This is a genomic window from Bacillus sp. FSL R9-9530 (assembly GCF_038008145.1).
Lineage (GTDB): Bacteria > Bacillota > Bacilli > Bacillales > Bacillaceae_G > Bacillus_A > Bacillus_A mycoides.
This window is the reverse complement of record NZ_JBBOYO010000001.1, coordinates 4,528,715-4,541,548: the sequence shown is the minus strand read 5'-3', so window position 1 is coordinate 4,541,548 and position 12,834 is coordinate 4,528,715. Positions and strand designations below refer to the sequence as shown.

Annotated in this window: 5 protein-coding genes, 22 tRNA genes and 2 rRNA genes; all 29 read right to left on the bottom strand. The window is 42.8% G+C overall.

The genetic code is table 11. The annotated features are described in order from the left end of the window. Positions 1–14 precede the first annotated feature (14 nt). Positions 15–1,445, bottom strand: coding sequence for a glycogen synthase GlgA (glgA, locus tag MKX66_RS22920; RefSeq protein ID WP_002203738.1), 1,431 nt, complete (start codon positions 1,443–1,445; stop codon positions 15–17). Between the two features lie 113 nt (positions 1,446–1,558). After that, the gene (gene glgD, locus MKX66_RS22915) at positions 1,559–2,593 is read right to left on the bottom strand and encodes a glucose-1-phosphate adenylyltransferase subunit GlgD (RefSeq protein WP_215590306.1); all 1,035 of its coding nucleotides are present in this window, start codon (positions 2,591–2,593) and stop codon (positions 1,559–1,561) included. A gap of 18 nt (positions 2,594–2,611) precedes the next feature. Continuing rightward, the gene (glgC, locus tag MKX66_RS22910) at positions 2,612–3,742 is read right to left on the bottom strand and encodes a glucose-1-phosphate adenylyltransferase (RefSeq protein ID WP_002129671.1); all 1,131 of its coding nucleotides are present in this window, start codon (positions 3,740–3,742) and stop codon (positions 2,612–2,614) included. Then, positions 3,690–5,627, bottom strand: a complete 1,938-nt coding sequence (gene glgB, locus MKX66_RS22905) for a 1,4-alpha-glucan branching protein GlgB (RefSeq protein ID WP_085312677.1) — start codon at positions 5,625–5,627, stop codon at positions 3,690–3,692. Before glgB ends, glgC begins: the two co-directional genes overlap by 53 nt. Before the next feature lie 633 nt (positions 5,628–6,260). Then, positions 6,261–7,205, bottom strand: coding sequence for an L-lactate dehydrogenase (locus MKX66_RS22900; RefSeq protein ID WP_002143576.1), 945 nt, complete (start codon positions 7,203–7,205; stop codon positions 6,261–6,263). Positions 7,206–7,665: 460 nt separating this feature from the next. Continuing rightward, positions 7,666–7,737: transfer RNA gene (locus MKX66_RS22895), tRNA-Glu, on the bottom strand. A 6-nt stretch (positions 7,738–7,743) separates the two neighbouring features. Further along, positions 7,744–7,834, bottom strand: a tRNA-Ser gene (locus MKX66_RS22890). 6 nt (positions 7,835–7,840) lie between these two features. Beyond that, positions 7,841–7,915: transfer RNA gene (locus tag MKX66_RS22885), tRNA-Asn, on the bottom strand. 7 nt (positions 7,916–7,922) lie between these two features. Beyond that, a tRNA-Ile gene (locus tag MKX66_RS22880) sits at positions 7,923–7,999 on the bottom strand. Between the two features lie 6 nt (positions 8,000–8,005). After that, a tRNA-Gly gene (locus MKX66_RS22875) sits at positions 8,006–8,076 on the bottom strand. A gap of 13 nt (positions 8,077–8,089) precedes the next feature. Beyond that, positions 8,090–8,165 (bottom strand) — tRNA-Lys (locus tag MKX66_RS22870). Between the two features lie 10 nt (positions 8,166–8,175). Further along, positions 8,176–8,251: transfer RNA gene (locus MKX66_RS22865), tRNA-Thr, on the bottom strand. 14 nt (positions 8,252–8,265) lie between these two features. Next, positions 8,266–8,341, bottom strand: a tRNA-Phe gene (locus MKX66_RS22860). Between the two features lie 14 nt (positions 8,342–8,355). After that, positions 8,356–8,431 (bottom strand) — tRNA-Asp (locus MKX66_RS22855). Between the two features lie 3 nt (positions 8,432–8,434). Next, positions 8,435–8,511, bottom strand: a tRNA-Met gene (locus tag MKX66_RS22850). A 27-nt stretch (positions 8,512–8,538) separates the two neighbouring features. Further along, positions 8,539–8,631, bottom strand: a tRNA-Ser gene (locus MKX66_RS22845). Between the two features lie 17 nt (positions 8,632–8,648). Then, positions 8,649–8,725: transfer RNA gene (locus MKX66_RS22840), tRNA-Ile, on the bottom strand. Between the two features lie 4 nt (positions 8,726–8,729). Next, positions 8,730–8,806 (bottom strand) — tRNA-Met (locus tag MKX66_RS22835). Positions 8,807–8,826: 20 nt separating this feature from the next. Beyond that, positions 8,827–8,899: transfer RNA gene (locus MKX66_RS22830), tRNA-Ala, on the bottom strand. A gap of 14 nt (positions 8,900–8,913) precedes the next feature. Next, a tRNA-Pro gene (locus MKX66_RS22825) sits at positions 8,914–8,987 on the bottom strand. Between the two features lie 11 nt (positions 8,988–8,998). Next, positions 8,999–9,072: transfer RNA gene (locus MKX66_RS22820), tRNA-Arg, on the bottom strand. Positions 9,073–9,075: 3 nt separating this feature from the next. Then, positions 9,076–9,164: transfer RNA gene (locus MKX66_RS22815), tRNA-Leu, on the bottom strand. A 16-nt stretch (positions 9,165–9,180) separates the two neighbouring features. Continuing rightward, positions 9,181–9,255: transfer RNA gene (locus tag MKX66_RS22810), tRNA-Gly, on the bottom strand. Between the two features lie 29 nt (positions 9,256–9,284). After that, positions 9,285–9,365: transfer RNA gene (locus tag MKX66_RS22805), tRNA-Leu, on the bottom strand. 24 nt (positions 9,366–9,389) lie between these two features. Beyond that, positions 9,390–9,465 (bottom strand) — tRNA-His (locus MKX66_RS22800). Between the two features lie 10 nt (positions 9,466–9,475). Continuing rightward, positions 9,476–9,551 (bottom strand) — tRNA-Thr (locus MKX66_RS22795). 4 nt (positions 9,552–9,555) lie between these two features. Beyond that, positions 9,556–9,631 (bottom strand) — tRNA-Val (locus MKX66_RS22790). Positions 9,632–9,636: 5 nt separating this feature from the next. Continuing rightward, positions 9,637–9,752, bottom strand: a 5S ribosomal RNA gene (rrf, locus tag MKX66_RS22785). Between the two features lie 101 nt (positions 9,753–9,853). Then, a 23S ribosomal RNA gene (locus MKX66_RS22780) occupies positions 9,854–12,775 on the bottom strand. Between the last annotated feature and the right edge of the window lie 59 nt (positions 12,776–12,834).

The window sequence follows — 12,834 nt, the reverse complement described above, 5'->3', positions numbered from 1 at the left end:
TCACCACCTACATGTTATTCCATGAGACTTTTATACAATTTCTTATAGGCAAGAGCTGATTTCTCCCAGCTATAATCTTCAGTCATCGCTTGTTTTACAAGCTGCTCCCATACCGGTTTATCATGATAAAATTCAATCGCACGAAGAACCGTGTGCAACATGTCATGCGCATTAAAGTTCGTGAAACTGAAACCATTTCCTTCTCCAGTTTCTTCGTCATAAGATTGTACAGTATCATTTAATCCGCCTGTCTCTCTTACAATCGGAATTGTACCGTACGCTAATGCGATAAGTTGTCCAAGTCCACACGGTTCAAATAGTGATGGCATTAAGAATAAATCACTTCCCGCATACACTTGGTGGGCTAGTTCTTCATTAAATCCGATATACACTTTTACCTTCTCAGGATACTCGTATGCCATCCACTCAAAGAATTGTTCATATTCAGAATCACCTGATCCTAAAATAATACATTGCACATCTTCCTCCATTATTTCGCGGAATACAGTACGTACTAAATCAAGACCTTTTTGCTTCGTTAATCTCGTTACCATCGAAATAATTGGTGTATCTTCTTTTTCTGGCAAACCAAAATAACGCTGCAAGGCGCGTTTATTTTCATTCTTTTCCTCTAATGACTCTGCATCATACTGAGCAGTAATATACGAATCTGTTTCTGGATTATATACGCTCGTATCAATTCCATTTACGATGCCGCTAAGCTTACCATTATTTTTTCGTAACAACCCATCTAACTTCTCACCGAAAAACTCATATTGAATTTCCTCTTTGTATGTCGGGCTAACTGCTGTAATTTGATCAGAAGCGATAATTCCGCCCTTCATAAAGTTCACATTTCCATAAAACTCTAGCTGCTCACTATGAAAATATTCATCACCAAGTTCTAACAAGTCGTACATCACTTCAGGAGGAAATACACCTTGGAACTGCAAGTTATGAATCGTATACACCGTTTTAATATGCTCATATAATGGATTATCTTGATACTTTTCACGCAGTAAGAAATTCACCATAGCTGTATGCCAATCGTGGCTATGAAGAACATCCACTTCGAAATCAAGATGCGGAATACACTCTAAAACTGCTTTCGAAAAATAAGAAAAACGCTCTCCGTCATCATAATGACCATATAGAGAATCTCTCTTAAAATAATATTCATTATCTATTAAGTAATACGTAATCCCGTCTTGCTCACCTTTTAAAATTCCGCAATATTGATTTCTCCACCCAAGCGGGACGTTAATTACTTTATGTAACGTACATCCATCCCTTAATTTTTGCGGAATAAGACTATAATTTGGAAGTATAATGCGAACGTCCACGCCTAATTTTTTTAGCTCTTTTGGGAGCGCACCTGCTACATCAGCTAATCCTCCCGATTTAACAAATGGTACACATTCTGATACTGCAAATAAAATATTCACTTGTTGTCCCACTGCACGAAAAGCTTATACAACTTCCCTTGCAGCTTCCTCCCTTCGAGTTTTCATTTGAATGAATGCTTTAATCAGTGGAGGAAAAACCCCCACTGATTCTTTTAAGAATAACTATTAATCGTACTGTTTTGAATGCTTCCTTTTTCTACAACATATGGCTCATCGGCGTTTCCTTTTAGTACAACACCGTCACCAATTTTCACGTCTTTATCAATAATAACACCGTCTATTATGCAATTATCTCCAATTTGGCTCTTTTGCATAATAATACTATTACGAACAATTGAACCTTTTCCAATTTTAACAGAACGGGAGACAACACTATTTTCTACTTCACCCTCAATAATACTGCCGTTTGCAATCATCGTATTTTTCACTACTGCACCCTTCACATAACGAGTTGGTGGCTCATCTTTTACTTTCGTAAAGATTGGTGCTTCTTTCTTAAATAATTGCTTCCAAATAGAAGGCTGCAAAATTTCTAGGCTATGTTTATAGTAACTTTCAATAGAATCAATAATAGCTACATATCCTGTATGTTCGTACGTAGTAATATGCAGTGATTTCCCGCTCTTTTCTCTCACTACATCAAATAAACTGTATTGCTCTACATCTTTATATGTCTCAAATAAGTCTAGCAATAATTGTTTCTTTAACACATATGTTTGAAGCGAAACCCCTTCATGACAAACTTCAGTAATATCTGCAGACGTATGTATATGTCGCCCTAACACCGCTTGAAAGTTTAACGCTGTTACAAGATGGCTATTCGTAATAACAACATATTCTTCTCTGCTTCTTAGAAAATAATCAATATGTCTTCTAAAATGTGCAAAAGATCCAAATTCGTCATGATCACATTGGCAGTTCGGTGGGAATAAAAACAGTCCATCACGCTTTCTATCTAAATCCCACTGTTTTCCTGAACCGACATGATCCATTAAAGAACGATTTTTATGACTTGTAAAAACCGCCACGCTATGAATATTAGAATTCACCATATTTGAAAGCATGAAATCAATGAGGCGATAACGGCCTCCAAACGGTAACGCCGCTAATGAACGATGCCCTGTTACTTTCTTTAAGGAAGGAAAACTTCCCGTTGCATTAATAATTCCTAACATTTTTTCTCCCATTCATTTCATCCCCCTTTTCTATTTTCCTTCAGCAATTAGTACTACATCATCAACATTTTTTTCTGGACGAATTATTGTCCCATCTTCAATAACCATTTCCGATCCAACGATCGCTCTTTCAATCACAACGTTTTTACCAATCTTTGCCCCCGGCATAACGACAGAATCGATTACCATACTACCTTCTTCCACCGTCACTCCTTGGAATAAAACAGAATGCTTCACGTCCCCTTCAATGACGCACCCTTCATTAATAAGTGACTCTTCTACTTTTGCCTTTTCTGCAATATATTGAGGCGGCTCGTTTGGATTTACAGAATAAATGCGCCAATTACGATCGTTCAAGTTCAACGATGTTTCATCGCGAAGTAAATCCATATTCGCTTCCCATAAGCTTTTCACCGTTCCAACATCTTTCCAATATCCTTCAAATGGATACGCCATCAACTTCTTCCCTTCATCTAACAAGAGCGGAAGTACATCTTTTCCGAAGTCATTACTAGATTCAGGGTTTCTTGCATCCATCTCTAAATATTCTTTTAAAATAGCCCAGTTAAAAATATAAATTCCCATTGATGCAAGATTACTTCTTGGAAATTGCGGTTTCTCCTCAAATTCAACAACTTCCATCTCTTCATTTGTATTCATGATGCCAAAGCGACTTGCTTCATCCCACGGCACTTCAATAACAGAAATCGAAACATCCGCTTCTTTCTCAATATGGTAATCTAGCATTTTGCTGTAATCCATTTTATAAATATGATCGCCTGATAAAATAAGGACATATTCTGGTTCATACTGACTTAAATAGTTTAAGTTTTGATAAATAGCACTTGCCGTACCTGTATACCACTTCACACCTGAAGACTCCGCATAAGGAGGTAACACAGTGACTCCACCGTTTACACGATCAAGATCCCAAGCATTTCCGATTCCAATATAATTATGAAGTTCTAACGGTTGATATTGTGTTAAAATCCCCACCGTTTCAATACCGGAGTTTGCACAGTTACTTAACGTAAAATCAATAATGCGATATTTACCACCAAATGGAACAGCTGGCTTGGCTAAATTTTTTGTTAATGCACTTAAACGACTACCTTTTCCCCCTGCTAGTAACATTGCTACGCACTTTTGTTTTTGAGCCATCTTGTTTTTTGCTCCCCTTTCTCGTCTTCACTGGTCGTAATATGGATACGCCAAATGGTGGAATTGTAATTTCTACATGTGCCGCTTGATTATGATATGGCTCTAGAATCGTCTTGAGACGTTTCTTATTCACTTGCCCCGATCCGCCATATTGCGCCGAGTCACTGTTTAAAATTTCGTTATAGTACTCGAAATCCGGTACACCTACTTTATAGTTTTCATATGTAGCTTTCGTAAAATTACATACGACAACTAACGCATCTTCCTGCTTATCCCCTTGGCGGATAAACGAGAAAATACTTTGTTCATTATTATTAGCATCAATCCACTGAAATCCTTCAGGCGAGTGATCTAACTGCCAAAGTGGTTTTGAGCGCTTATACAATGCTATGAGCTCTTTAAAGTAATCATGCATATTACGATGCATTTCAAAATCATGTAAATTCCAATCTAAATCTTCAAGGTCTTTCCACTCATCAAATTGCCCGAATTCTCCACCCATAAAGAGTAATTTCTTACCTGGATGAGTAAAGAAATATCCATATAATAAACGAAGCTGAGCAAACTTATCCCAGTAATCTCCCGGCATTTTATTTAATAACGACTTTTTCCCATGAACGACTTCATCATGAGAAAGCGGCAATATGAAGTTTTCAGAGTGAGCATATATTAAAGAGAATGTCATTTTCTCATGAATGTATTTCCGGTACTCTGGCGCACATTCCATATATTTCAGCACGTCATTCATCCAACCCATATTCCATTTATAATTGAATCCAAGTCCACCCTCGTATGTTGGAGCTGTTACAAGTGGCCAAGCTGTTGAATCTTCCGCTGTCATAAGAAACTCTTCATCTTCTGCAAACACGGCTTCATTTAACTCTCGTAAGAAAGAAACAGCATGTTCATTGCTTTGCTCTTTTCCTTCTTTATTCCAGTACAGCATATTCGCAACTGCATCTACCCTGAAACCATCAATATGGAAATGCCTCATCCAAAATAACGCATTTGAAATTAAGAAATTACGTACTTCTCTCTTCCCTAAATCAAAATTAACAGTTCCCCATACAAGGTTTTCTTGTACGTCTCTATCTTTATATTCATAAGTCGGTGTCCCATCAAACAAATATAAACCGTGAGCATCTTTACAAAAATGCCCCGGCACCCAATCTAAAATGACACCGATTCCATATTTATGACATTCATCGACAAAATACATCAAATCATGTGGCGTGCCGAATCTACTTGTCGCTGCATAATATCCTGTTCCTTGATATCCCCAAGAACGGTCATAGGGATGCTCAACAAGCGGCATAATTTCAATATGTGTAAATTGATGTTCCACCACATACGGAATGAGCTCCTCGGCCATTTCTCTGTAAGAATACAGAGCGCCATCCTCTTTCTTTTTCCAAGAACCGAAATGTAATTCATAAACTGTCATCGCTTCTTTATAAATCGATTTTTTCTTTCTCTTACGAATCCAGTTTTTATCATTCCATTCATATCCCTCTATATCAAAAACTACAGATGCCGTATTTGGTCTTACTTCTGCATATACTGCATAAGGATCCGCTTTTAAAATAACGTCACCATCCATCGTTTCAATCGCATACTTATATATATCATTCTCTTCAATATGCGGTGCAAATAAGGACCAAATCCCCTCTTCTGTCACTTGTAGCATCTTATGTTGCTCATAATCCCATTCATTAAAATCCCCAACAACACTCATTGCTTTCGCATGAGGAGCCCATACTGTGAATCGTACACCTCGCATCCCATCTTCCGTCACAATATGTGCCCCAAAGATGTTATAACTGTCATAGTACTTTTCTGTATGAAACTCATCTCGTTTCACTTCTTCACAATTTATTACATCCAATATGTTCACCTCACTAAGATGACAGAAATTTTAAACACTTTAACTATTTCTGCAAAAAACTGAAATATCCTTGTTGTTTTTAAAAAATATTCGTTTTTTTCTTAAATTTCACTTAAAATATTCACATTTTTCGTGTAAATTATCGAATTTTGACGAATATTCATTACAAGCGCTTCATTTCCCTTACTATTTCTCGCCTTTCATTGTTGCTCAATATTTATTTTATTGGTTTTTCTCTGTATTTCACGCTCTTTCCACGTAAAATACATGCGAAATAATCTATTGTTTAAAAATATTTCTCAACATTTTTTGTCCCAAATTTTATCACTTCCCGACGGAAAACTCCCACCTCAAGGAATATCTAATGAGTATGCGGGAGATGAATGCCGTTTTGGAAAAATCGCCACAAGGTTAACTCCTAAAGAATAAGGTGAAACTCTGCTCGCAAATAGTGGGATAACGCACAAAAGCACTCTATTCAAAAATAGAGTGCTTTTTCTATAAACGACCCTTCTCCAGCAAAAGGGGTATATTGGGGATATACAAGGGAAACCGGAAAAGGAATTTATATTAAATTATATAAAAACTCAGAGGTAGGAAGCAGTTTCCCGCCTCTGAATTATTTAGCAATTATTATAGTACTGGTGCCATTGTTTCTTTTAATACTTTTACAGAATGAGCGAACTTCACTTTTTCTTCTTCGTTTAATTCAAGTTCTACGATTTCACGTACACCTTCGCGGTTAATAACAGCTGGAACACCTACGTAAGCATCTTTCTCACCATATTGACCTTCAAGGTATGCAGATACAGTTAATACGCTGTTCTCGTTGCTTAAGATCGCTTTAGTTACACGAAGTAGTGACATACCGATTCCGTAGTAAGTTGCGCCTTTACGCTCAATAATGTGGTAAGCTGCATCGCGTACATTTTCAAAGATTTTATCTAAATCTTCTTGGTTATACTGTTCGTTGTTCGCTAAGATTGTTTCTAGTTTTTGTACACCTACAGTAGCGTGGCTCCATACTGGAAGTTCAGTGTCACCGTGCTCACCAACGATGTAAGCATGAACGTTACGTGGATCTACATCTAAGTAGTCACCTAACATGTAACGGAAACGAGCAGAGTCTAAAGTAGTACCAGAACCGATTACGCGCTCTTTTGGTAAACCAGATTCTTTCCAAGTTACGTAAGTTAAAATATCAACTGGGTTAGTTGCGATTAAGAAGATTCCATCGAATCCGCTATCCATAATGCCGCGAACGATTTGTTTAAAGATCTTTGTATTTTTCTCAACTAAGTCTAAACGAGTTTCGCCTGGCTTTTGTGGTAATCCAGCAGTGATAACTACTAAATCTGCATCTTTACAATCTGCATAGCTACCGCTCCAAACTTTTGTTGGTGATGGAGAGAATGGTACCGCATGGCTTAAGTCCATTGCTTCCCCTTCTGCTTTTGCTTCATTAACATCTACTAGTACGAATTCTTCAGCTACACCTTGGTTGATCATTGAGTAAGCGTAACTACAACCTACAGCTCCTGTTCCTACTAATACTACGCGATTGATACCTTTTTTCATGTTAATTTCCCCTTTCAATTGTTTACATCTATTTTTTATTATTGTTTAAGTAATTAATTAAAATACTAATTTAATGTTGTTTAACTTCTTTACATACATATTGTAGCACGGATTATTGTGAATTCCTTCACAAATTATGACCTATTTGTGAACTTTTTCACATAGAGTGTAAAGTTGTTAGAATGCGGGTGAAATCCATCTCAATGGAGGCGTTTTCTTTAGATTGTGAAAGGTTTTTTCTTAAAGTTTTCTTGGTAAGTGAAATTATATCGAACACAACTTTGGTTATATCGACGTTTCGACAAGGATAACACCATAAAGAAGCTGTCTCCAATAGATTACCTATTTAGAGACAGCTTCTTCTATCTATATATGTTATCTAAAGCAGACTACTAAAAGTCCGCTTTAGATAACATATACAACAAAAAAGAGATAGCAGATTATGCTATCTCTTTTAGTATGACCCGTACGGGATTCGAACCCGTGTTACCGCCGTGAAAGGGCGGTGTCTTAACCACTTGACCAACGGGCCAAAATCTGGCAGAGAAGAAGGGATTCGAACCCTCGCACCGCGTTCGCGATCTACTCCCTTAGCAGGGGAGCCCCTTGAGCCACTTGGGTACTTCTCTATAATATGGCTCCGCAGGTAGGACTCGAACCTACGACCGATCGGTTAACAGCCGATAGCTCTACCACTGAGCTACTGCGGAATAATTATGGTGGGCCTAAATGGACTCGAACCATCGACCTCACGCTTATCAGGCGTGCGCTCTAACCAGCTGAGCTATAGGCCCATAAAAAGCGGGTGAAGAGAATCGAACTCTCGACCAGAGCTTGGAAGGCTCTTGTTTTACCACTAAACTACACCCGCATTAAATTAAAAATGGTGAGCCATGAAGGATTCGAACCTTCGACCCTCTGATTAAAAGTCAGATGCTCTACCAACTGAGCTAATGGCTCATTTTGAAAGTGGTGCCGGCTAGAGGACTTGAACCCCCAACCTACTGATTACAAGTCAGTTGCTCTACCAATTGAGCTAAGCCGGCTTGCGATTTCAAAATGGTGGCTCGGGACGGAATCGAACCGCCGACACGAGGATTTTCAGTCCTCTGCTCTACCGACTGAGCTACCGAGCCTTTATGTAAAAAAATGGCGGTCCCGACCGGGGTCGAACCGGCGATCTCCTGCGTGACAGGCAGGCATGTTAACCACTACACCACGGGACCATTTGGTTGCGGGGACAGGATTTGAACCTGCGACCTTCGGGTTATGAGCCCGACGAGCTACCGTACTGCTCCACCCCGCGATGATATAATATTTAATTTAGAAAAAATGGAGGAGGTAGAGGGATTCGAACCCCCGCGCGACTCTCGCCGCCTGTCGGTTTTCAAGACCGATCCCTTCAGCCGAACTTGGGTATACCTCCGAGATATGAACTTTGAGTGGTGGACCTTGTAGGACTCGAACCTACGACCGGACGGTTATGAGCCGTCTGCTCTAACCAGCTGAGCTAAAGGTCCTTTATGGTAGCGGCGGAGGGGATCGAACCCCCGACCTCACGGGTATGAACCGTACGCTCTAGCCAGCTGAGCTACACCGCCATAAGTTATATTCAAATAAGTGGAGCCTAGCGGGATCGAACCGCTGACCTCCTGCGTGCAAGGCAGGCGCTCTCCCAGCTGAGCTAAGGCCCCATATTTTGAAAATATCGGGAAGACAGGATTTGAACCTGCGACCCCCTGGTCCCAAACCAGGTGCTCTACCAAGCTGAGCCACTTCCCGTTAATAAAAAACGCGCCCGAGAGGAGTCGAACCCCTAACCTCTTGATCCGTAGTCAAACGCTCTATCCAATTGAGCTACGGGCGCATATGGTGCCGAGGGCGGGGGTCGAACCCGCACGGTGGTCACCCACCGCAGGATTTTAAGTCCTGTGCGTCTGCCTGTTCCGCCACCCCGGCATGTCATACTGAAAATTGGAGCGGAAGACGGGATTCGAACCCGCGACCCCAACCTTGGCAAGGTTGTATTCTACCACTGAACTACTTCCGCAAGACATGTTTGAGTTATTTTATTAAAAGTGCGGGTGAAGGGAGTCGAACCCCCACGCCAAAGGCGCTAGATCCTAAGTCTAGTGCGTCTGCCAATTCCGCCACACCCGCATATTATAATTTAAAAAGAAAAAATGGGGCGACTGATGGGAATTGAACCCACGAATGCCGGAGCCACAATCCGGTGCGTTAACCACTTCGCCACAACCGCCATGATTTTCTGGTGCCGACTAGAGGACTTGAACCCCCAACCTACTGATTACAAGTCAGTTGCTCTACCAATTGAGCTAAGTCGGCTAAATGGTGGAGGATGACGGGATCGAACCGCCGACCCCCTGCTTGTAAGGCAGGTGCTCTCCCAGCTGAGCTAATCCTCCGAATTGCCTGGCAACGTCCTACTCTCACAGGGACAAGGTCCCAACTACCATCGGCGCTAGAGAGCTTAACTTCCGTGTTCGGTATGGGAACGGGTGTGACCTCTCTGCCATCATTACCAGACTGTATTCATTTAAGACAAGAATTATCATAACTTATTCGACATTTAAAGTCAACAAGTTTTTTATATTCTTTCAAAACTAGATAACAGTGCTTCATATTATATGGTTAAGTCCTCGATCTATTAGTATTCGTCAGCTCCACATGTCACCATGCTTCCACCTCGAACCTATCAACCTGATCATCTTTCAGGGATCTTACTAGCTTACGCTATGGGAAATCTCATCTTGAGGGGGGCTTCATGCTTAGATGCTTTCAGCACTTATCCCTTCCGCACATAGCTACCCAGCTATGCCCTTGGCAGAACAACTGGTACACCAGCGGTGCGTCCATCCCGGTCCTCTCGTACTAAGGACAGCTCCTCTCAAATTTCCTGCGCCCACGACGGATAGGGACCGAACTGTCTCACGACGTTCTGAACCCAGCTCGCGTACCGCTTTAATGGGCGAACAGCCCAACCCTTGGGACCGACTACAGCCCCAGGATGCGATGAGCCGACATCGAGGTGCCAAACCTCCCCGTCGATGTGGACTCTTGGGGGAGATAAGCCTGTTATCCCCGGGGTAGCTTTTATCCGTTGAGCGATGGCCCTTCCATGCGGAACCACCGGATCACTAAGCCCGACTTTCGTCCCTGCTCGACTTGTAGGTCTCGCAGTCAAGCTCCCTTATGCCTTTGCACTCTACGAATGATTTCCAACCATTCTGAGGGAACCTTTGGGCGCCTCCGTTACACTTTAGGAGGCGACCGCCCCAGTCAAACTGCCCACCTGACACTGTCTCCCGGGTCGATGAGACCCGTAGGTTAGAATTTCAATACAGTCAGGGCGGTATCCCACCAGCGCCTCCACCGAAGCTAGCGCTCCGGTTTCAATGGCTCCCGCCTATCCTGTACAAACTGTACCAAAATTCAATATCAGGCTACAGTAAAGCTCCACGGGGTCTTTCCGTCCTGTCGCGGGTAACCTGCATCTTCACAGGTACTATAATTTCACCGAGTCTCTGGTTGAGACAGTGCCCAAATCGTTACACCTTTCGTGCGGGTCGGAACTTACCCGACAAGGAATTTCGCTACCTTAGGACCGTTATAGTTACGGCCGCCGTTTACTGGGGCTTCAGTTCAGAGCTTCGCTTACGCTAACCCCTCTCCTTAACCTTCCAGCACCGGGCAGGTGTCAGCCCCTATACTTCGCCTTACGGCTTCGCAGAGACCTGTGTTTTTGCTAAACAGTCGCTTGGGCCTATTCACTGCGGCTTTCCGTTAAGAAAGCACCCCTTCTCCCGAAGTTACGGGGTCATTTTGCCGAGTTCCTTAACCAGAGTTCTCTCGCACACCTTAGGATTCTCTCCTCGCCTACCTGTGTCGGTTTGCGGTACAGGCACCTTTTATCTCGCTAGAAGCTTTTCTTGGCAGCGGGGAATCAAAGACTTCGCTCCATAAGGAGCTTCCCCATCACAGCTCAGCCTTCACGATAAGCGGATTTGCCTACTTATCAGCCTAACTGCTTGGACGTGCACAACCAATCGCACGCTTCTTCTATCCTTCTGCGTCCCTCCATTGCTCAAACGATAAAGAGGTGGTACAGGAATATCAACCTGTTGTCCATCGCCTACGCCTGTCGGCCTCGGCTTAGGTCCTGACTAACCCTGAGCGGACGAGCCTTCCTCAGGAAACCTTAGGCATTCGGTGGACGGGATTCTCACCCGTCTTTCGCTACTCATACCGGCATTCTCACTTCTAAGCGCTCCACCAGTCCTTCCGGTCTGACTTCACTGCACTTAGAACGCTCCCCTACCACTGATACCATTGGTATCAATTCGCAGCTTCGGTGGTGTATTTAGCCCCGGTACATTTTCGGCGCAGAGTCACTCGACTAGTGAGCTATTACGCACTCTTTAAATGGTGGCTGCTTCTGAGCCAACATCCTAGTTGTCTAAGCAACTCCACATCCTTTTCCACTTAATACACACTTTGGGACCTTAGCTGGCGATCTGGGCTGTTTCCCTCTTGACTACGGATCTTATCACTCGCAGTCTGACTCCTAAGGATAAGTCATTGGCATTCGGAGTTTGACTGAATTCGGTAATCCGATGAGGACCCCTAGTTCAATCAGTGCTCTACCTCCAAGACTCTTACACTTAAGGCTAGCCCTAAAGCTATTTCGGGGAGAACCAGCTATCTCCAGGTTCGATTGGAATTTCTCCGCTACCCACACCTCATCCCCGCACTTTTCAACGTGCGTGGGTTCGGGCCTCCATTCAGTGTTACCTGAACTTCACCCTGGACATGGGTAGATCACCTGGTTTCGGGTCTACGACCACGTACTAAACGCCCTATTCAGACTCGCTTTCGCTGCGGCTCCGCCTCTTCAGCTTAACCTCGCACGGGATCGTAACTCGCCGGTTCATTCTACAAAAGGCACGCCATCACCCATTAACGGGCTCTGACTATTTGTAGGCACACGGTTTCAGGATCTCTTTCACTCCCCTTCCGGGGTGCTTTTCACCTTTCCCTCACGGTACTGGTTCACTATCGATCACTAGGGAGTATTTAGCCTTGGGAGATGGTCCTCCCAGATTCCGACGGAATTTCACGTGTTCCGCCGTACTCAGGATACATTCAAGAGAGAACGAAGTTTCGACTACGGGGTTATTACCCTCTGTGACGGACCTTTCCAGGTCGCTTCGTCTACCTCGTTCCTTTGTAACTCCGTATAGAATGTCCTACAACCCCAAGAGGCAAGCCTCTTGGTTTGGGCTAGATTCCGTTTCGCTCGCCGCTACTCAGGAAATCGCATTTGCTTTCTCTTCCTCCAGGTACTTAGATGTTTCAGTTCCCTGGGTCTGTCTTCCATACCCTATGTATTCAGGTAAGGATACCATACCATTACGTATAGTGGGTTTCCCCATTCGGAAATCTTCGGATCAAAGCTTACTTACAGCTCCCCGAAGCATATCGGCGTTAGTCCCGTCCTTCATCGACTCCTAGTGTCAAGGCATCCACCGTGCGCCCTTTCTAACTTAACCAAACTAAAATTAAAAAAATATGAGCTACACTGTTATCTAGTTTTCAAAGAACATACATT